The 19,923-nt window shown below is 35.3% G+C and carries 20 protein-coding genes and 2 riboswitches; of the genes, 11 read left to right on the top strand and 9 right to left on the bottom strand.

Going from position 1 to position 19,923, the window contains the following annotated elements; all coding sequences use genetic code 11:
* The first annotated feature begins 83 nt into the window (after window positions 1-83).
* Both DN394_RS14570 and DN394_RS14565 read left to right on the top strand, forming a co-directional pair.
* Window positions 84-1,334 carry a multidrug effflux MFS transporter gene (locus DN394_RS14570; protein WP_080377454.1) on the top strand — a complete coding sequence of 417 codons (1,251 nt, stop codon included), beginning with the start codon at window positions 84-86 and terminating at the stop codon, window positions 1,332-1,334.
* A 251-nt stretch (window positions 1,335-1,585) separates the two neighbouring features.
* A complete protein-coding gene (locus DN394_RS14565) occupies window positions 1,586-2,089 on the top strand; it encodes a hypothetical protein (RefSeq protein ID WP_000756533.1) in 504 nt (167 codons plus the stop codon).
* Between the two features lie 45 nt (window positions 2,090-2,134).
* On the opposite strand, the gene DN394_RS14560 is transcribed toward DN394_RS14565, so the two are convergent.
* A complete protein-coding gene (locus tag DN394_RS14560; protein WP_048567286.1) occupies window positions 2,135-2,323 on the bottom strand; it encodes a DUF3951 domain-containing protein in 189 nt (62 codons plus the stop codon).
* 168 nt (window positions 2,324-2,491) lie between these two features.
* Window positions 2,492-2,597, top strand: a riboswitch (SAM riboswitch).
* A gap of 137 nt (window positions 2,598-2,734) precedes the next feature.
* Between DN394_RS14560 and DN394_RS14555 the strand changes: the two genes are divergently transcribed.
* From DN394_RS14555 to DN394_RS14535, 5 genes are read left to right on the top strand one after another with little or no spacing between them, the layout of a single operon-like run.
* Window positions 2,735-3,652 (top strand): ABC transporter permease, encoded by a 918-nt coding sequence (locus DN394_RS14555; RefSeq protein WP_000289321.1) that lies wholly within the window; start codon window positions 2,735-2,737, stop codon window positions 3,650-3,652.
* Window positions 3,653-3,669: 17 nt separating this feature from the next.
* Window positions 3,670-4,674, top strand: coding sequence for an ABC transporter permease (locus DN394_RS14550; protein WP_097918274.1), 1,005 nt, complete (start codon window positions 3,670-3,672; stop codon window positions 4,672-4,674).
* Window positions 4,631-5,641, top strand: coding sequence for an ABC transporter ATP-binding protein (locus tag DN394_RS14545; protein WP_097918273.1), 1,011 nt, complete (start codon window positions 4,631-4,633; stop codon window positions 5,639-5,641). The genes DN394_RS14550 and DN394_RS14545 overlap by 44 nt, the downstream gene beginning before the upstream one ends.
* On the top strand, window positions 5,638-6,411 hold the full coding sequence (locus DN394_RS14540; protein ID WP_000205652.1) for an ABC transporter ATP-binding protein: 774 nt from the start codon (window positions 5,638-5,640) through the stop codon (window positions 6,409-6,411). The genes DN394_RS14545 and DN394_RS14540 overlap by 4 nt, the downstream gene beginning before the upstream one ends.
* A 13-nt stretch (window positions 6,412-6,424) precedes the next feature.
* On the top strand, window positions 6,425-8,035 hold the full coding sequence (locus DN394_RS14535) for a peptide ABC transporter substrate-binding protein (RefSeq protein WP_098705633.1): 1,611 nt from the start codon (window positions 6,425-6,427) through the stop codon (window positions 8,033-8,035).
* 16 nt (window positions 8,036-8,051) lie between these two features.
* On the opposite strand, the gene DN394_RS14530 is transcribed toward DN394_RS14535, so the two are convergent.
* Window positions 8,052-8,519 carry a YusW family protein gene (locus DN394_RS14530; protein ID WP_001221563.1) on the bottom strand — a complete coding sequence of 156 codons (468 nt, stop codon included), beginning with the start codon at window positions 8,517-8,519 and terminating at the stop codon, window positions 8,052-8,054.
* Window positions 8,520-8,691: 172 nt separating this feature from the next.
* Between DN394_RS14530 and DN394_RS14525 the strand changes: the two genes are divergently transcribed.
* Genes DN394_RS14525 through DN394_RS14515 form a run of 3 tightly spaced genes read left to right on the top strand, consistent with a single transcriptional unit; the run spans window position 8,692 to window position 10,138 of the window.
* On the top strand, window positions 8,692-9,591 hold the full coding sequence (locus tag DN394_RS14525) for a helix-turn-helix transcriptional regulator (protein ID WP_097994273.1): 900 nt from the start codon (window positions 8,692-8,694) through the stop codon (window positions 9,589-9,591).
* Window positions 9,592-9,602: 11 nt separating this feature from the next.
* The gene (locus DN394_RS14520) at window positions 9,603-9,794 is read left to right on the top strand and encodes a hypothetical protein (RefSeq protein WP_060486396.1); all 192 of its coding nucleotides are present in this window, start codon (window positions 9,603-9,605) and stop codon (window positions 9,792-9,794) included.
* The gene (locus DN394_RS14515; protein WP_097918270.1) at window positions 9,791-10,138 is read left to right on the top strand and encodes an ABC-2 transporter permease; all 348 of its coding nucleotides are present in this window, start codon (window positions 9,791-9,793) and stop codon (window positions 10,136-10,138) included. The genes DN394_RS14520 and DN394_RS14515 overlap by 4 nt, the downstream gene beginning before the upstream one ends.
* A gap of 42 nt (window positions 10,139-10,180) precedes the next feature.
* On the opposite strand, the gene DN394_RS14510 is transcribed toward DN394_RS14515, so the two are convergent.
* The 7 genes from DN394_RS14510 to modA form a co-directional block, all read right to left on the bottom strand.
* Window positions 10,181-11,821 (bottom strand): peptide ABC transporter substrate-binding protein, encoded by a 1,641-nt coding sequence (locus DN394_RS14510; RefSeq protein ID WP_149293902.1) that lies wholly within the window; start codon window positions 11,819-11,821, stop codon window positions 10,181-10,183.
* A 408-nt stretch (window positions 11,822-12,229) separates the two neighbouring features.
* Complete coding sequence (locus DN394_RS14505; protein WP_097918268.1) at window positions 12,230-13,870, bottom strand: peptide ABC transporter substrate-binding protein; 1,641 nt, start codon at window positions 13,868-13,870, stop codon at window positions 12,230-12,232.
* A gap of 132 nt (window positions 13,871-14,002) precedes the next feature.
* A riboswitch (SAM riboswitch) is annotated at window positions 14,003-14,107 on the bottom strand.
* Between the two features lie 153 nt (window positions 14,108-14,260).
* Window positions 14,261-15,094: an aldo/keto reductase gene (locus DN394_RS14500; protein WP_060486400.1), complete on the bottom strand. Its 834-nt coding sequence runs from the start codon at window positions 15,092-15,094 to the stop codon at window positions 14,261-14,263.
* A gap of 1 nt (window position 15,095) precedes the next feature.
* Window positions 15,096-15,899, bottom strand: a complete 804-nt coding sequence (gene proC / locus DN394_RS14495; RefSeq protein WP_098084909.1) for a pyrroline-5-carboxylate reductase — start codon at window positions 15,897-15,899, stop codon at window positions 15,096-15,098.
* Window positions 15,900-16,111: 212 nt separating this feature from the next.
* Window positions 16,112-16,963, bottom strand: a complete 852-nt coding sequence (locus DN394_RS14490; RefSeq protein WP_070140575.1) for a GRP family sugar transporter — start codon at window positions 16,961-16,963, stop codon at window positions 16,112-16,114.
* A gap of 300 nt (window positions 16,964-17,263) precedes the next feature.
* The gene (gene modB, locus DN394_RS14480) at window positions 17,264-17,938 is read right to left on the bottom strand and encodes a molybdate ABC transporter permease subunit (RefSeq protein WP_097918265.1); all 675 of its coding nucleotides are present in this window, start codon (window positions 17,936-17,938) and stop codon (window positions 17,264-17,266) included.
* Window positions 17,939-17,943: 5 nt separating this feature from the next.
* Window positions 17,944-18,750 carry a molybdate ABC transporter substrate-binding protein gene (gene modA, locus DN394_RS14475; protein ID WP_098705631.1) on the bottom strand — a complete coding sequence of 269 codons (807 nt, stop codon included), beginning with the start codon at window positions 18,748-18,750 and terminating at the stop codon, window positions 17,944-17,946.
* Window positions 18,751-18,940: 190 nt separating this feature from the next.
* On the opposite strand from modA, the gene DN394_RS14470 reads away from it, so the two are divergent.
* Window positions 18,941-19,888: a helix-turn-helix transcriptional regulator gene (locus DN394_RS14470; RefSeq protein ID WP_097918264.1), complete on the top strand. Its 948-nt coding sequence runs from the start codon at window positions 18,941-18,943 to the stop codon at window positions 19,886-19,888.
* Window positions 19,889-19,923: the final 35 nt, after the last annotated feature.

The raw sequence follows: 19,923 nt of genomic DNA, 5'->3' as shown, positions 1-19,923 counted from the left end.
AAATGCACTATACTTGACGTATGTTTATGTTGTAACTATAATTGTTACGATTTAGTATTTATCGGAAAGGGTGAACGGAAAAAGTGAATGGAGTTAATCACGAAATATATAAACCTGTAAAGACAAATAGGTTATGGATGATTCTTGTATTAGGGACACTTACGGCGATTGGGCCATTATCTATTGATATGTATTTGCCTTCTTTACCAAAATTAACAGATGATTTACAAACAGGTGCATCTCTTGCACAGCTTACATTGACAGCTTGTTTGCTTGGGCTTTCAGTAGGACAATTATTTGTTGGTTCAATTAGTGACATTTACGGAAGGCGCAAACCTCTTATTATCGCTCTTATTATTTATGTTGCTTCTTCTTTACTTTGTGCTATTGCACCATCTATTTGGAGTTTAGTGTTATTGCGCTTCTTACAAGGGGCTTCAGGATCGGCCGGGATTGTTATATCACGTGCAATGGTACGTGACATGTATTCAGGTTCTGAAATGACGAAGTTTTTCTCACTGCTCATGTTAGTAAACGGAGCAGCACCTATTTTGGCACCGATTATTGGGGGACAATTACTACAGTTCACAACATGGCGCGGTGTCTTCATCGTTCTCGGAGCAATTAGTGTATTCATGTTAATATCAGCTACTTTCGTATTACGTGAAACATTACCTCCTGAAGAAAGAGAAACAGGTGGTTTGTCAGGGACATTGGCGACGTATGGAAAACTGTTAAAAGATCGTTTGTTTATGGGATATGCATTATCACAAGGGCTAGTAACGGCGGCGATGTTTGCTTACATTTCAGGCTCACCATTTGTGTTGCAGAACATATACGGAGCATCACCACAGCAATTTAGCTTATTCTTTGCGATTAACGGTATCGGTATTATTATTGCTAGTCAGGTTACGGGCCGTTTAGCAGGGAAAGTGAATGAGAAAACGTTATTCGTTTCCGGTATTATTATTGCAGCCGTTGGCGGTTTATCTTTACTACTGACAATCTTACTAGGAATAGGTTTAATTGGTGTTTTATGCTCGTTATTCCTTGTTGTATCAAGTGTCGGGGTTGTATCAACAACTGGGTTCTCATTAGCGATGAGAAATCAGAAACAAGCTGCAGGAACGGCATCGGCTTTATTAGGTTTATTACAGTTCATTTCAGGAGCACTTGTTGCACCGTTAGTAGGTATTGGTGGAAGCAACACCGCATTACCGATGGGGGTTGTGATAGCTCTTTGTGAAATTGGTGCTGTGTTATGTTATCTATTTATGGCCAGAAGAAGTGAAAAGCAGTTTGAACTGCAACAAAGACAAAACTTAGAGGCTTAATTTATAAAAAAGAGCTGATTCCAACATGTGTTGAATCAGCTCTTTTTTTCATTTCTTTGAAATAACTCATACAGCTTTGTAAGGTGATGCAAAAGTTATTTGCATAAAGTGACGATACTGTGACAAAAATGTAGGCATGTATATTAAGGTAGCGTCTTAAGTGTAAAAAGTAGGATGTTCTCGGTATAATAACAAGTGGAGATAAAAGAAACTATAATGAGTAGTAGCTGTAGATAAAAGGAGAAGAAGAGATGAAGAAGGTTTTGGGTATTGCTGTAATGGGAAGTATGATCCTTCTAGCAGGATGTAATGGAAATAAAGATACGAAAGAACCGAAAGAAAAGGTAGAGCAATCTACTGAGCAAACAGAAGAGATGAAAGAATACCGTGCAGTACATGAAAAATACGATATGAAAATGAATAAAGAAATTAATAAAGCACTACAGTTATTTGAAGTGGCAAAAGAAAAGGGCGGTAAGGAAATAACGAATGCTACATATAAAGAAGATGTACAAAAGGTAACGACTAGCATGTTAGAAGATATTGATAATATACGTAAAGAAATTCGTGTTCCAAAGTCGAAAGAGCAAGAACATGAGGTATACGCTGGTTTCTTGAATGAATCGGAACAAGCAATGAAAAAATTACAGAAGTTAGCTAAAGAAGAAGACTCATCATTGATTCGTGATATAGAAATTAACTTTGCAACAGCATCAACATACTATAAACGTTTTCAAGCAGAAACGAAAAAATAACTTTGCGTACGCGCAAGGTTATTTTTTCTTCTTACCATCTCCGTCTTAACCATCGGATACTAATACCTTCTGTTCTTCGTGAAATTCAGAGATTGTTTGTCCGGTAATATTATCGAATGGAGTATAAAAAGAAGTGATACGTTTCTTTTTAATAAAGAGTTTATAGAAGCTGATGATGACAAGTATAACGATTGTTAAGGGTAACTCTATAGTAGCAAGAAGTAAGGGATCGATCTTATAACTTCTTTAATATTATTCCTTTTTATTATAAGAGAAAACTGTAATTTCGATAAAAGAATTAAAAACTGATTTTTCTAAATATATCCAATTTGATTGACTTTTCATTTTTTCAGAATTATAATTCAAAATATACAATTTGAACCAAATAATAATATAGCAATTTACTTATCCAGAGAGGTAGAGGGACTGGCCCTATGACACCTCAGCAGCGGGTTCTGTAACAGGAACACCGTGCTAATTCCAGCAAGCAAGTCTTGAAAGATAAGTGATGGGCCTTCGTTTATTAAGCCTTGATCTTATTTTTTAAGATCAAGGCTTTTTGTGTTTTAAGAAGCGGAAAAGGGAGTAATGGGAAAAATACGTTAATAAAACAAAGTAAATTCATGCGTTTAGGGGGTTATGAGGATGTATGTTATTAAAAAGTTATCGGTTATGGTGTTCACCTTATGGGTTATTACGACAGTGACATTTCTAATTATGCACATTATTCCAGGGGATCCATTTTCATCGGATGCGAAAATTTTTCCTGAAGAAGTAATACAAAACATGAGAGCAAAATATCACCTTGATGAACCATTATGGAATCAATATGTTGCTTATTTAGATGGCGTAGTTCATTTTGATTTTGGCGAATCTGTTCAATCGACAGGGCAAGGCGTATCAGAAATTATAACGACAGGCTTTGGTCCATCGGCGATTATTGGTTTACAAGCACTTGTTATTTCATTGTTAGTCGGAATTGCAGCAGGTACATTTGCAGCCCTATATCATGGGAAAGTAATTGATTATAGTGTGAGTTTGCTTGCAATTCTCGGCATATCTATTCCAAGCTTTATTTTAGCACCATTATTTATACAAGTATTTGCTATCCAATTTGAACTTTTACCAGTAGCGTCTTGGGGAACATTCGAACATACGGTATTACCATCTTTCGCATTGGCGCTAGGCCCAATCGCGGTTATTACAAGATTTGTTCGTTCTAATATGATCGAAGTATTACAGAGTGATTATATTAAGCTAGCGAGAGCGAAAGGTATACCAATTAAGAAAATCATTATAAGACATGCCCTTCGAAATGCGATTGTTCCAGTACTTACATTTGTTGGACCATTAATGGCTGGACTGTTAACAGGGACTTTCGTTATTGAAAAAATCTTTTCAATTCCTGGTCTAGGAAAATATTTTGTAGATAGTATTTTTAATCGAGACTATCCGGTGATTATGGGAACAACGATTTTCTATAGTGCATTATTAATTTCTTGTATTTTCATTACAGATATTATTCATCGCATCGTAGATCCGCGTATTCGTTCTATTACGTAAGGAGGGGGGATATTTAAATGGGGGCTTATGAAATTAATAAACAGTTATTAACGAATGAAGAGAAAAAAGAATTAACGATAAATAAAGATCAGCAAACGATTAGCCGAAAAAAGGAAGTGCTTCGTAAGTTTATATCGAATCCAATCGCAGTTTTAGGATCAGTGACGTTATTACTAATTATTGTATTCTCTCTTATTGGTGAAAGTTTAACGCCATTTATTGCGAGTGAGCAAATAAAAGAGGCAACAAACTTACCGCCTAGTAGTGAGCATTGGTTCGGGACAGATGATTTAGGTAGAGACATATGGGCACGTACATGGGCTGGCGGGAAAATTTCACTAACGGTTGGATTGGTAGCAGCAGCTCTTGATATAGGGCTAGGTGTACTAATCGGTGGCTTTAGTGGATATGTGAGAGGACGCAGTCGCCTTGGAACGTTAATTGATGAGTGGATTATAAGAGGGATTGAAGTGTTATATGGTATCCCATATTTATTAATTGTTATTTTACTATTAATTGTTATGAAACCAGGTCTTTTTACCATCATTATCGCTCTTGCATTAACAGGATGGATTGGAATGGCACGTCTCATTCGAGCTCAAGTCTTATCTTTAAAACAAAGAGAGTTTGTTATTGCGGCAGAACGATTAGGCACGTCTCATATGAAAATTATATATGGGCATTTAATTCCGAACTTAACAGGTATTATTATCGTAAATTTATCATTTACAATTCCAGCAGCTATTTTCTCAGAATCATTTTTAAGCTTTATTGGCCTTGGAGTGCAATCACCAGCGGCAAGCTGGGGCACGATGACGAACGATGCACTCGGGACATTACTAAGCGGAGAGTGGTGGCAACTATTCTTCCCGGCAATCATGATTGCACTTATCATGTTCGCATTTAATGCAATTGGTGATGGTTTGCAAGATGCAATTGATCCAAAAATCGTAAAACGGAATCGAAAGGAGAAAAAACATGGCACAAATCTTATCTTTAGAAAACGTAACGTTAGTCGTTGAAAAAGAGACTAGTAAGCAAGCGATTGTGAAGCATGTTTCCTTTTCTATTAACGAAGGTGAAATAGTTGCACTTGTAGGAGAAAGTGGTTCAGGAAAAAGCGTTACAGCACAATCTATTATCGGTTTAAATCAAGAATCCATTCATATCGAAGGTGGAAATGTATCTTTCCAATCAAAGGAATTAACGAATTTACAAGAATCAGAATGGAATCAAATTCGCGGGAAAGATATTTCTTTTATCTTTCAAGATCCACTTTCATCTTTAAACCCAACGATGAAAGTAGGAAGACAAATTACAGAAGTAATTTTGCAACATGAGAAAAAATCGAAAAAAGAAGCAAAAGAAATTGCAATTAACTTATTAAATGATTTAGGGATACATGAAGCAGAGAAACGCTTTGAACAGTACCCACATCAATTAAGTGGAGGTATGAGGCAGCGTATTTGTTTAGCAATTGCGTTTGCTTGTCATCCAAGGCTTGTTATTGCAGACGAACCAACAACAGCGTTAGATGTAACGATTCAAAAGCAAATTATGGGGTTGTTAAAAGAACGAAAAGAAAAACAAAATACGAGTATTTTATTAATTACACATGATTTGGCACTTGTACGTGAAGTAGCTGACCGAGTAGTTGTTATGTATGGGGGACGTGTCGTTGAAAAAGGAACGATAGAGGAAGTAATAGGTTCCCCTAAACATCCATACACAAAAAGCTTATTACAAGCAATTCCGAATATGGATGATTCCGAAAAAATATTACGTGCAATAGAAGGAACGACACCCTCTATTGAAACATTAAATAGCTTTGGTTGTCCTTTTGTGAATCGTTGCCCAGTAGCGATCAAGGAATGCATTCATCGCTTCCCAGAGAGAACAACATATTCTGAGGAGCATAGTTCACATTGCTGGCAGCATGTTCTTGAGCATAACCAAGCGAAATCAAAAGAGAAGGTGAACGCCTCATGACGACAGATTTAATTACTGTAAAGCAAGTAAGGAAAACATATGGAAGTAAAGATAAAGAAATCGCAGCGTTAAAAGATATAACACTTTCTATTCCGAAAGGAACAACGCTTGGAATTATTGGAGAAAGTGGTTCTGGAAAGACAACACTTGGTAAGCTCATAGCTGGGATTGAGAAACCAACGTCTGGTGAAATTGATTATAACGGTCAAGTTGTTCATAAGTTGAAGGCAGCTCATAAGCGTGATTTCTTACAGAAAGTACAGTTCATTTTTCAAGATTCAACAGCTGCATTAAATCCGCGCTGGAAAGTACGCGATATTGTAACAGAAGGCTATATTTCATTCGGTTTAGGCGATAAGAGGTTGAAGGATAAAGTCGCAGGTGATGCATTAGAGCGTGTTGGATTAGATAGACGATATATTGATCGTTACCCGCATGAATTTAGCGGAGGGCAACGTCAACGTATCGCTATTGCAAGAGCCTTATTATGTGAGCCAGAGGTATTGATCCTTGATGAACCAATTTCAGCATTAGATGTTTCATTGCAAATTCAAATTGTACATCTGTTGCAAAAAATTCAAAAGGAACAAGGCTATACATATTTATTTATCGCACACGATTTACCGATGGTTCACTACTTATGTGAAAAAGTGGCTGTCTTATATAAAGGAGAACTTGTTGAATTTGGAAATACGGACGAAGTATTTCGTAATCCGCAACATTCTTATACAAAAACATTATTAGCATCAACACCAAAAATTTCAGGGTAAAGGGGAATGAAAGATGAAGAAGTTTTTACTGTTTGTCATTATGACCGTATTAGCAATTACTTCTGTCGCTTGTGGTAAGAAAGAGACGCAAAAGGCAAGTGCTGGTAAGGGAGAAGGAGATCGATTAGTAACGAATATTGGTAGCGATCCATATACACTTGATTCCGCTATTGCAACAGATAGCACGTCAGGTTATGTAATTGGACATTTATTCTCAAGTCTATATACGCAAGATAGTGATGGGAAATATCAAAATGAATTAGCAGAGAAAGAAGAAGTAAATGCTGATGGAACTGAATATACAATCCATTTAAAGAAAGATATTAAATGGTCAGATGGTTCTCCTATTACAGCAAATGATTTTGAATTTGCATGGAAGCGACTATTAAATCCGAAAACGGGTTCTATGAATGCGACAGAAATGTATTTTATTAAAGGTGCAGAGGCATATAATACTGGAAAAGGTGAAGAAGGCCAAGTTGGTATTCAAGTTGTTGATTCTCAAACATTAAAGATAACACTTGAGCACCCTGTTTCTTCTATTAAACAAAAATTAGCAAGTTCTTTATTTATTCCATTATCTAAAAAATCAATTGATGATAATAATAAATTAAAAACAGATCCAAAAGAATTAATTACGAACGGACCATTCACGTTAAAAGAATGGAAGCATAACCAAGCGATTACAGTACAAAAAAATAAAGAATACTATGATAAAAAGCTAGCATTAAAAGAAATTGAGTTTCGTATTATTCCAGATTCTAAAACTGCGTATCAACTATATAAATCAAAAGAATTAGATTTACTAAGTGGTTTACCACAAGAAATGATTGAGAAAGAAAAAGGAAATAAAGAATATAAGCGAGTTGCAGGATTTTCATCTTATATTTATTCATTTAACGTAGAAAAAGAGCCATTTACAAATGCGAAAGTACGTAAAGCATTTTCATTAGCAGTTGATCGTAAGTTTATCGTTGAAAAACTGTATAAAAACAATGCAGAAGAAGCAAATGCATTCGTTCCAGAAGGAGCAAAAACACAAAGTGGTCGTGATTTCCGTAAAGAAAAAGGTGGTTACGTAAAATTTGATCCAGCGGAAGCGAAAAAATTACTAGAAGAAGGTATGAAAGAACAAGGATGGTCTACATTACCTGAAGTAACATTAAAATTCACTACAGATACACAACATAAAAAAGTAGCAGAAGCAATGCAAGAAATGTTTAAGAAAAATCTTGGCGTAGACATTAAATTAGAAAATAAAGAGTGGAAGAGTTACATCGACACATATAAGCAAAGTGATTTCCAATTAGCTTATATGGGATGGGGCGGTTCTTTATTAGATCCAATTACTAAACTAGATTTATATGCAGGTGATGGTCCGAATAACTATGCGAAATGGCATAATAAAGAATTTGATGCTTTAGTAAAAGAAGCAGAAGTTGAACAAAACGAAGACAAACGTTTTGACTTATTGCATAAAGCAGAAGATATTATGTTTACAGATTCACCATTAATTCCAATTATATTCCCTTCCGACTCTTATTTACAAAAAGAATCAGTATCTGGACTTCAATATTATGTTGGATCTAAACCAGATTTAAGATATGCAAAAATAAAGAAGTAGGCAACCGCCTACTTCTTTATTTTATTTCTCTTTTATATTCTTTTTTCGTTCCATCAGAGAAGACAACTTCTAAATCGAATTTTTGGTAGTCTTTATCAAGTTTGAACACGTTCACTACTTGATCGATTACTTCTTGATCAGGAGTATCTTTATTGAATTTTAATTCTTGTAGAAGTGGGCTTAATTTTGTAATAGCCTCATCTCCTGTTAGTTTTACATCTGCTTTATGATCTTCAATTTTTGCTTCCATTTTTTTATCTGCTGCTACATTTTTATAATCTGCTTCATAGTCTTTCTTCGTATCCTGATAGTCTGCCTTTAAATCAAATTTATTGAAGTCTAGCTTTAAATCAGCAGGAGCTTCGTTTTTTGCCTCTTCTGTAGTTTTTTTATTAGAAGTTGTGTCTTCTTTAACAGGAGCTTTACATCCTGTTAATACAGGTACTAGCATAAGAGCTAATAAAACTGATAGTAAAATTCTCATTATAAATTCCTCCTTATGTAAATTCGTTCTATACAAGTTTTTCCCAAAATCATGTAATTATGTATGTGCTGAAAATAAATTATTATCCTGTAACCACAAGTGCTAATCCGCAATTTAAATCAAAAATGATTTGTATGTATATGGTAAATTAAGGTTGTGAGGAGGTACTAAAATGCATGAAGAATATAAAGAGATGATAAAAAAAGCAATTGAATATATAGAGGAGCATTTACATGAGGAGCTTACAACAGAAAAAGTGGCGTCTCACAGTGCAGTATCGATGTACCATTTTCATCGCATCTTTCAAAGATATGTTGGGATGAGTGTAACGGATTATATTCGAAAGAGAAGGTTAACTCATGCTGCGCAAGCCTTAGTGTCAACGGAGAGGGCTGTTATTGATATTGCAGTACAATACGGCTTTTCCTCACAAGAGGCATTTACGAGAGCTTTTAAAAGAATGTTTCAATTGCCACCGAAGAAATATCGAAAGTACTTCCAGTCATTTTATATAGAAAGAGAGGGTATTTCAATGCAAAAAGGTATACCGAAAGGATGGATCTTAAGTGGAAGTCATCCTGCTGAATATGAGATGGGTTTAGATTATGAAGTTGCACATCAAGGAAAAGTATCTGCATACATAAAAGCAAAAGAGAATGTTACACACGGAGGATTTTCAACATTAATGCAAATGTTTCGAGCGGATAAATATGTAGGTAAAAGATTACGTTTAACAGCATTTGTTAAGAGTGAGAACGTAAGAGATTGGGCGGGATTGTGGATGAGAGTAGACGGAAAAGATACAGAACCACTCGCTATGGATAACATGCAAAATCGCCCAATTAAAAATACGAATAACTGGCAATCGTACTCGGTTGTATTAGATATAAAAGAAGGAGCACTTGGTATAGCATTTGGTGTCTTATTATCAGGGGAAGGTTGTGTGTGGCTAGATAGTATTCGATTTGATGAAGTGGATGAAAAAATTCCTTCAACAGATTTGGCTGAAAACTTTTATGAAACACTCCTAGAAGAGCCGGTAAATCTGCAATTTGAAGAGATAGAAAAGTAAGGAGAAAAGATATGCTCAAATATGTAAAACTAATATGTATTAGTTTAGTAGTATCGTCTTGTATTATGGGAATTAACTATTTCATTAGCTATCTGTGGTCAGGGCATATACCTTCTTTGACGTGGAGAACATATTTGATGTTTATGTTTATATTTATGATGAGTTTTAGTTCGATGCAAAAAGAAGGGGAAGAGGATTATTGACAATAGTTTTCTTCGCCTTTCTTTCATTAACACAAATGTTCATAACTGTTTTCGGAAATGCAGGTATGATCTTTAATATAATTTCACTATCATTACAACTTGTAAGTTCGGGTGTAATTGTACTACATGAGATGCTTTCTAAAACATATGAAACAATCGGTGAATTATTTCCCGCAACATATGCAGCGAATGGCTATTATACAATAATATTTGGGGGAGTAAGTTTAGGGAAAAATATTATTTCATTATTAGTCATTATATTAGTTACACAATTGGTAGCAGTAATTACTGTATCTATAAAAGGAATAGTAAAGAGAAGAAGTCATGTAGTTAAAGAAGTATAAAATAAAAAAGGTATCCTGCGATTGGATACCTTTTTTACTTTATTATTTTGCAACTTCTGTCCACTTGTAGTTAAACTCACCGCCGAAGTCAGTTGTTACAAGCCCTTTAATAAATCCGCGTTGTAGGTAAGAACGACCTTGTTGGTATAAAGGAGCGACAGCACCGTCTTGTAGCAGGATTTTTTCAGCTTGCTTCATTGCTTCAAAGCGAGCCTTTTCATCGCCAGCTAAATCTGTTTTCACTTTATGAATGAGCGCATCGTACTCTTTGTTAGAGTATTTATCGAAGTTATAAGCACTATCTGTTGTAAATAAATCTAAGAATGTAATTGGATCAGCGAAGTCAGGGCCCCAGCCATCAATACCGATTTCATAGTCACCACTTAATAGTAGTTTCAGCTGTTGTTTACGTGGTTGTGGTTTTAACGTCACTGTTAATCCATCTAGATTCTTTTCTAGTTCACCTTTTAAATATTCACCAGTCTTTTTAGCTAAAGCATTATCACTTGTTAATAGTTCGATTGTTACTTTGTCAGTACCAAGTTCTTGTTTCGCTTTTTTCCAGTTTTCTTTTGCTATTTTCACATCATCTTTGACTAGGTTTCCATTTTCTTTACGGAAGTCAGTGCCTTCTGGGCTTTTCGCGAATTTCGCAGGAACTATTCCTTCAGCTGGGACAGCACCGTTATTTAAAATTGTTTCTACGTATGCTTTTTTATTCATTGCTCCGTTAATAGCAAGGCGTGCATGTTGATTTTTTAATGTTTCATTTTTTTGATTAAGTCGTAAAAATTGAATACCAACTTCAGCGCGGTCCTTGAAGTTTGGATCCCCCTTATATTTATCAACAAACTCTGCAGTTAAAGCAACATGATCAATTTGTCCTGAATCGTATAAGTTAACTTCTGTAGACTTATCTTTAACGACATTGAAGTTGATTTCTTCTAATTTTACAGTTTTAGCATCCCAATAGTTAGGGTTCTTCTTCAATTGGAAGCTTTGCTCGTGTTTCCAGTTATCCAATGTGAAAGCACCGTTGTAAATTAAATGATTTGTTTCTAAACCATATTTATCGCCCTGAGATTTTAAGTAATCTTCATTAATTGGTAAGAATGTTGAGAATGTCGTTAAGCTTAAGAAGTAGGGAACAGGACGGTCTAGTTGTACTTCTAACGTTTTATTATCAAGAGCTTTGACCCCTAGTTGATCAATTGGTAATTGTTTCTGGCTTATTTGTTTCGCATTCTGTATATCGAAGAATAAGAATGCATATTCAGCTGCTGTATCAGGATTTACGGCACGTTGCCAAGCGAAGACAAAGTCCTTTGCTGTAACTGGAGTACCGTTTGACCATTTTGAATCACGCAGGTGGAATGTATATTTTGTTTTATCGGGACTAAGGTCAACCGACTCAGCAACACCAGGAATTGGTTTGTTATCTTCTCCCATTGCATATAAACCTTCAAAAACATTTCGCATTACGCTCATGGATTCCCCATCCGTTGCTTTTGCAACATCCATTGTTGGAATTTCTGAAGCGAATGATAAGTTAATTGCCTGCTTATCAGGTGCTTTATCATTTGCTTTCGCTCCGCTTGCATGATCTTTATTTCCCCCGCAAGCAGTTAGTAATAGACTTGCCCCTAAAACAGATGCAACAACAGGTACAACTTTTTTCTTCATTGTTCGTTCCTCCCTAAATGTGTTGTTCGTAACGTCGTAATGTCCACGTTTTGAAGTGTAGCTATAGAAGAAGAGAAAACCTATTATGGATATATGTATGTAGGTAATCAGGTGTTCTATATGTATATACATGTTGAACTATAATCTATCGTTATATGTTTCAACGTAGTAGACGTTATATTTTGATGGTGAAATATTTTGTTTCTTTGATTATTTAGAATATTAACACTGGAAAGAACTATATGTCAATAATAAAAATAGATTGTTAATTTCTTAGAATAATATATTAAAAAAGCAGATTTCCTCGTATTAGGGAATCTGCTTTTAATATGTTTTGCTAAAAAAACAATTGGTGTGGGCTAATAATCAGTGGGGGATGAAGAAAAACCCACTGATTAAAGTTTCGCTTTATTTTTCAATTTTTGCCCATTTGAAGTTTAATTGACCTGCAAAGTCTACTTGCACAATCCCTTTCACATAAGAACGTTCTAAATAAGATTCGCCTTTTTGGTAAAGAGGAGCGATAACAGAGTCTTTAAATAATATTTTCTCGGATGCTAGTAATGCTTCCCAGCGAGCTTTTTCATCACCGGCTAAAGTTGTTTTCACTTTTGCTATTGTTTCATCGAACTCCTTATTAGAGTAATGATCTAAGTTGTAAGGGTTATTCGTTGTAAATAGCTCAAGGAATGTAATTGGATCGGCAAAGTCAGGGCTCCAGCCGTCAATTCCAATTTCGTAGTCACCTTTTAATAAAAGTGAAACTTGTTGTTTACGTGGTTGCGGCTTTATATTTACTGTTAATCCATCTAAATTCTTTTCTAGTTGTCCTTTTAAGAACTCACCAGTTTTCTTATCAAGGTCAGCATCACTTGTTAATAATTCTAATGTTATCTTTTCAGAACCAAGCTCTTGTTTAGCTTTTTTCCATAATTCTTGAGCAGATTTTGTATCAACCTTTGTTAAATCGCCGTTTGCAGCACGGAAGTCTGTTCCGTCAGGTCCTTTTGCAAAGTTTTTCGGCACGAGACTAGAGGTTGGTGTAGAGCCGTCATTTAATAACGTATTTACAAAGGATTTTCGATCAATTGTTTGATCGATTGCTTGGCGTGCAGAAACGTTTTGAAGTACTTTGTTTTGTTGATTCATACGTAGAAACTGTACCCCTACGTTTGGCCGTTCTTTAAAGTTAGCATCCTTTTTATATTTATCAACGAAGTCAGATGTTAGTTTGATACGATCTAATTGTTTTGACTCGAATAAATTTACTTCTGTAGATTTTTCTTTTACGACGTTAAAATTGATTTCTTCCAGTTTGACAGTATCTTTATCCCAATAGGTAGGGTTTTTCTTAAATTTAAAGCTTTGCTCATGCTTCCAATCGCTTAGTGTAAAAGCTCCGTTGTACAAAATTGTATTGTCTTCTAACGCATACTTATCACCTTGTGCTTTAAAGAATTCCTCGTTAATTGGTAGAAATGTTGGGAACGCTGTTAAGCTTATAAAGTACGGAACAGGACGTTCCAACTCTACCTCAAACGTATGGTCATCAATTGCTTTTACACCAAGTTGATCGGCTGGAAGTTCTTTGTTGTTAATTTTTGTTGCGTTTTTAATATCAAAGAATAGAAATGCATATTCAGAGGCTGTTGCTGGATCAACAGCTCTTTGCCAAGCGAAGACAAAATCTTTTGCTGTGACAGGAGTGCCGTTTGACCATTTTGAATCTCGTAGGTGGAATGTGTATTTCGTTTTATCGCCACTTACTTCATGAGATTTTGCAACGCCAGGGACAGGTTTGTTACCTTCACCAAGATTATACAAACCTTCAAATACGTTTCTCATTACTTGACCAGAATCAGTATCTGTAGCACGAGCTGTATCCATTGTTCGTATTTCAGTAGGTGAAGATAAGTTTAAAACCTGTTTACTAGGCGCCTCGTCTTTTGCATTTGCTCCGCTTGCTTCGTTTTTATAACTACCGCAACCAGTTAATAAAATACTTACTCCTACAACTGATGCAATACCGGGTACAAACTTCTTTTTCATTTGATTTTCCTCCTAAATAATTAAGTTTGGATGATGATGAGGGAAATGAAAAATAAAAAATCCCTCTTTTCATATTGAGAAAGAGGGATTTTTACGTACAAGTTATGCACCCGTATATAAACGAAGTCCCTCATTCTATCTTTCAAGCACAATGCTTGCAGGAAGTGGCACAGTATTCAAAATGAACCTGTTGCCGAGGTTTCAAAGGGCCAGTCCCTCCACCTCTCTTGATACAATGAGTAAACGAATAAATTTTATTAATTTTTGTGTTTCTTTGATAATTCAAAATCTTACACCTTGGATGATGAAGTGTCAACCAATTGGAATATAGTTTAAATTTTCAGTTTTATTTAACGAGAAAAACCACTGCATATGGCAGTGGTTTTTCTACTAGAAGTTAAAGTTATCTGGATCTGGACCGACGCGACGATCTTCATTTAGAGCTTGAATTGCTTTCATGTCATCAGCACTTAATTCAAAATCGAATATATTTGCATTTTCAATAATGCGATGTTCTTTAATAGATTTAGGGATTGTTACAACTTCATTTTGTAAATCCCAGCGTAAAATAATTTGTGCAGTTGATTTATTATATTTTGTCGCAATGTCTTGTAATGTGGAGTTATCCAGTAGTTGTCCCTGCATTAATGGTGACCAAGCTTCAAGCTGGATGTTATGTTCTTTACAGAAAGCGTGTAATTCTTCTTGTGCTAAACGTGGGTGGTATTCCACTTGATTGACCATTGGCTTAATTTCAGCGATTTCAAATACGTCTTGTAAGTGGTGAATGTGGAAATTACTCACACCGATAGCACGAACACGGCCATCCTTATAAAGTTTTTCTAACGCTTTCCATGATTCAGTATATTTCCCTTTTACAGGCCAATGTACTAAATATAAATCTAAATATTCTAGACCTAATTTTTCTAATGTAGTTTCAAATGCTTGAAGTGTTGTTTCATATCCTTGATCGCTATTCCATACTTTTGATGTAATAAATAATTCTTCACGTGAAACACCTGCTTCACGGATCGCTTGTCCAACGCCTTCTTCGTTTTGATAGATTGCTGCAGTATCGATGCTGCGGTAGCCATTTTTAATTGCTGCTTTTACAGATTCAATTACTTCTGAACCATCTTCTACTTTAAAAACACCTAAACCGAACCAAGGCATTTTTACACCGTTATGTAATGTTGTATAGTCTTTTAAACTTGTTAAATTCATATTATTTCCCCCTAGCTTTTTTGTTTGTTGCTTCTACTGCTTTTTGAATTGCCTCTGAAAAATTATATTCATATAAAGCTTTGAGACCCTCAGCTGTGGAACCACCTGGTGTTGTTACTTGTTCGCGGAGGTTAGCTGGATCTTGCGTTTGTTCAAGCATAGAAGCAGAGCCAGAAATCATTTGAATGACAAGGTGTTTTGCAGTTGCTTCATCGACTCCATAACCTTTTGTTGCTTCAATTAAGCTTTCAGCAAAGTAATAAAGGAAAGCTGGTGCACTTCCAGTAACTGCAGTAAGCTGATGAACTTCTTCTTCAGTACAAAGTTGCGAAGTACCAATGCCTCTTAAAAGGAGTTGCAAGGTTTCCTGATGCATCTCGTTTACTGATTGTCCCGTTGTATATAAGGAGATAGACTTGCCAATTTCAGCAGCTGTATTTGGCATAATCCAAGCAACAGGTGTCCCCTCGGGAAGTCTTTCTTCTAAATAAGATGGACCAATGCCAGCAGCTACCGTTACGACAAGTTGATTCGATAGTAACGGAGATAATTCTGCTAATAATTCTTCATGTGCAGAAGGCGGCATTGCTAAAACAATCGTATCAACAGATGAAACATGCTGCTTCCAATCTGTTGTAGTAGACACATTATATCGCCCTTGTAATTCCTTTAGCTTTTCTACGTTGCTTCGGTTAGAAACGATAATTTCTTCGATGTATTCTTTGCTTGTTTTAAGTAATCCGGAAAATATAGCTTCTGCCATACGACCAGCACCAATAAATAAAATTCGATGTTTAGTTAGCATATCCTTTATTCCTTTCTAGTGGAGATATGTTATAAAAAACGATACCATTTTTAAGAGAATTTTGTAAAAAGAAAAGACTTATTGTGAAAAGGATGGAAATGTAGGGAGGAGGGTTAATATAAATAAGGTTATAAAAATTATTATACTTAAAAAATAGTTGTAATAAAAAAGCCCTGAAGCATAACTGCTTCAGGGCTTAATAGATTATAAGTTTATGCTTTTGTCATACCTAACAATACAGCACCGCCGATAATTAAAACACTACCTAGTGCAATAAAGATCAATTGACGTTTTGTTTTCTTTTCACCTAAGAAGACAATCGCACCGAATGTTGAGATAACGATTCCAGTTTGAGATAATGGGAAGCTTGTTGCTACTCCGACACGTGGTAATGAAAGAAGTAAGAATAAGTTTCCAGTTCCCCATAGTAAACCAGATAAAGCATTACGGATTGCATATTTGTTAAATGGTTTATGTTTAGATGTCAATACAACCGCACCAACAAACATACCAACTGCTTGTGGTAAAATAGCAGACCAACCATCGATATTATACCAACGAATAATAATTACATATACAAGGTAGCCGAAAGTAGAAACAATTAAAGTAAGAAGTCCTTTTTTCAATTGTCCTGGTGGCTGTGCATTTTCTTTGTCATCTAGTGATGTGAATACAACACCAACTACGATTAATAGGATTGCAATCGTTCCCAGAACAATCGTTGTTGTAGTAGTCCACTCACGGAAAGCGATAACCCCAAAGATAGAAGTTGCAACAAGTTGCATACCAGTAGAAATTGTTACAGTAGTTGAAACACCTAGTTTTTCAACTGTTTTTAATTGGTTTACTTGTCCTAATGCCCAGAATAAACCTGAAATAAAACCAACAATTAAGACTGTCATTGTTAAAGTTGGTTGAGTAAATACATACATAATTGTTGCGAAGAATAGAGCACCGATTGTCATACCTACCGTTTGGCTATATGCACCACCGCCCATTTTTACGCTTACTAATAAGATGTTTCCCCATGCAATTGCAGGAAGAAGCGCTAATAAAATGTCCATTACAAGACTCCCTTCGGTTTTCTATACCAATATAATTACATATCGTTCTAACGATCGGTAATGCCCCACTACTAGAGTAGAAGATTACCGATCGCTAAAACAGGATGAAGAATTCACGATATAAATGCGTTTTCATTTCTTCATTTTTTGAAACACCTCCATATAATAACAGGAAATTGCCTATTTTAGAAAGTGAATTCAAATAAAATGTATATTTTAATAAAAGGTAAAATTCTGTTATTTCCCGATGGTATATTTTATTTCCTAAGAAATAAAGAAGCAGCTTCGACAAAAGCTGCTTTAAGAGTTAGTAATTCTTTTATTAATAAGCTGAATACATAGCAGAAATAGGAGTGACATACTAATAGTGATAACTACTAGTGTCCAAGCGAGTTGCATATTACTTGCATCAATCGCCATATAAATTGCAGTTGGGATAGTCTGTGTTTTACCAGGAATGTTCCCAGCAAACATGAGTGTAGCACCAAACTCACCGAGCGCACGAACAAAGCTCAAAATCATTCCGCTTAGTAAGGCGGGAAATGCAAGCGGAAGTGTGACGTGTAGAAAAACTTGATATTCACTGGCACCAAGGTCACGAGCACTTTCTTCAATTTGTACATTCTCAATAGAAAATCCTGTTTTTGCTGATTGGTACATGAGCGGAAATGCAACAACTGTAGAAGCGATGATTGCAGCAGTAGATGTGAACATAATGGACTGCTGCAATATTGATTCTATCCACATTCCAATGGGACTATTATTTCCAAAAATGATAATGAGAAAAAAGCCGATTACAGTTGGTGGAAGTACCATTGGTAATAAGAAAATAGTTTCTAATAGTACTTTATATCTCCATGAGGAGCGTGCTAACGCCCGTCCGATAATCGTCCCTAAAATTGTAACGATAATGGTGGCGCATGCAGCTACTCGTATAGATAGAAAGATTGGTGACAAAATAGCATCAAAGCTCATGGCAATTATGACAGGACTGTAAATCCATATTTTTTAAAGATAGATTGTGCATCTTTTGACTGCAAATACTCATAAAATGAAGTCGCCTCTTTCTTGTGCTTAGATTCTTTTATAACACCTAAAGGATAGTGAATTGGCTCATGAGAAGTAGCTGCTGCTGTCTCACCAATCTTTACTTTGTTTGAAATAAGAGCATCTGTTTTGTATACAATACCAGCATTGACATTACCTGTTTCTACATATGTTAACACTTGGCGAACATCTTTTGTAAATACGATTTTATTTTGAATGTCATTCCATAGATTTTCATGCGTGAGAGAAGCCTTTGCGTATTTTCCCGCAGGTACTGATTCAGGTGTACCAAGCGCGATTTTCTTAATTTTTTCATCTTTTAAATCTTGAATTTTCGTAAGAGAACTATCTTTTGGGACAATTAGAACGAGTTCATTTCCAAGAAGATTTTTCCCTTCTTTTTTATTAATGAATCCTTTTTTAACAAGGGTTTGGAATTTATCTTCGGCTGCTGAGAAGAATAAATCAGCAGGCGCGCCTTGTTCAATTTGTTGTTGAAGTGCACCAGAAGCACCGAAGTTAAAAGAAAGTTTAATATTAGGTTCTTTTTCTTTATATTTTGTTTCAATTTCTTTTAGTGCATCTTGTAAGCTTGCAGCAGCTGATATAGTAAGTTCTACTGCTTTTCCTTCTTTAGCAGTTGATTTCTCTTTCTTTTCGCCGCTTGTACATGCAGCACTAAATATAAGAAGAAAAGAAAGTATAAGTGCTCCGATGGATCGTAATGTAAACTTGTTCATAAAAAAATCCCCTTTCGTTTTGACATATTCAATTATAACTAATTATAACTAGATATAATTAGTTATAATTTCGTTTTGTCATATTGAATTATTCCTTTTTAAATATAGATAACAATTAGTTATAATTGAATATAATTTGAACGATGTAGTTGTTTTTTAATATAGGAGAAATATTCTTTTCTTTGTTACAATGAAGGAAGAAAGTGAGGAATCGTCTATGGATCATCATTCCTACACAACGGAAGAAGTAGCGAAGCGATTAAAAGTATCAAAATTAACTGTATACGATCTAATTAAAAAAGGAGAACTACCTTCTTATAGAATTGGTAGACAGATGCGCATTGATGCAACGGATTTAGAACAATATATAGAGCAAATGAAAACAGGGAAAATACAAGGGACTCCTGTAAAGAGCGAAGATAGTAGGGGCTTGGATACATGTATTATTAGCGGACAAGAACTAACGTTAGATATGTTGGCAAAACGTATAGAAAATCGCCTGATAGGTTCAAATATATTACGGGCATATCAAGGTAGTTTAACGAGTTTAATAAAAATGTATCAAGGAGAAGGAAGTATTGTTAGTCTTCATTTGTTTGATGGCGAAACGGGTACATATAATGTTCCGTATGTAAAACGTATTTTAGTTGGACAACCATGTACGATGATTAATTTATTAGCAAGGAACGTTGGGTTTTATGTGCAAAAGGGAAATCCGAAAAATATAAAAACATGGGATGATTTATCTCAATCATCTATACGATTTGTAAATCGAGAAAAAGGTTCAGGTATTAGGGTATTAGTGGATGAACAATTGCGAATTCAAAAGTTAAATAAAGAACGTATTAGTGGATATGAATGGGAAGAATCAAATCACCTTGGTGTTGCCACGCAAGTCGCAAATGGAAAAGCTGATGTAGGAGTAGGTTCAGAAAAGGTTTCACAGATTGTAAATGTAGACTTTATTCCAATCATGAAGGAACAGTATGATTTAGTGATTTTGAAGAATAAAGAAAATGAAGAGCTGATTGATGTCGTGAAAGATATTTTGCAATCGGAAGAATTTCATAATGAATTAAAAGCGATTGGCGGATACGATATGACGAAAACAGGTCAAATTATATATGAAACAAACTAAAAAGCTGCTTGTCTATGAAGTGAACCCTGAAAACG

The sequence above is a fragment of the Bacillus sp. BB081 genome (genome assembly GCF_008368895.1).
GTDB lineage: Bacteria > Bacillota > Bacilli > Bacillales > Bacillaceae_G > Bacillus_A > Bacillus_A wiedmannii.
The sequence above is the reverse complement of the archived record's forward strand: the minus strand, read 5'-3'. Positions and strand labels throughout refer to the sequence as shown.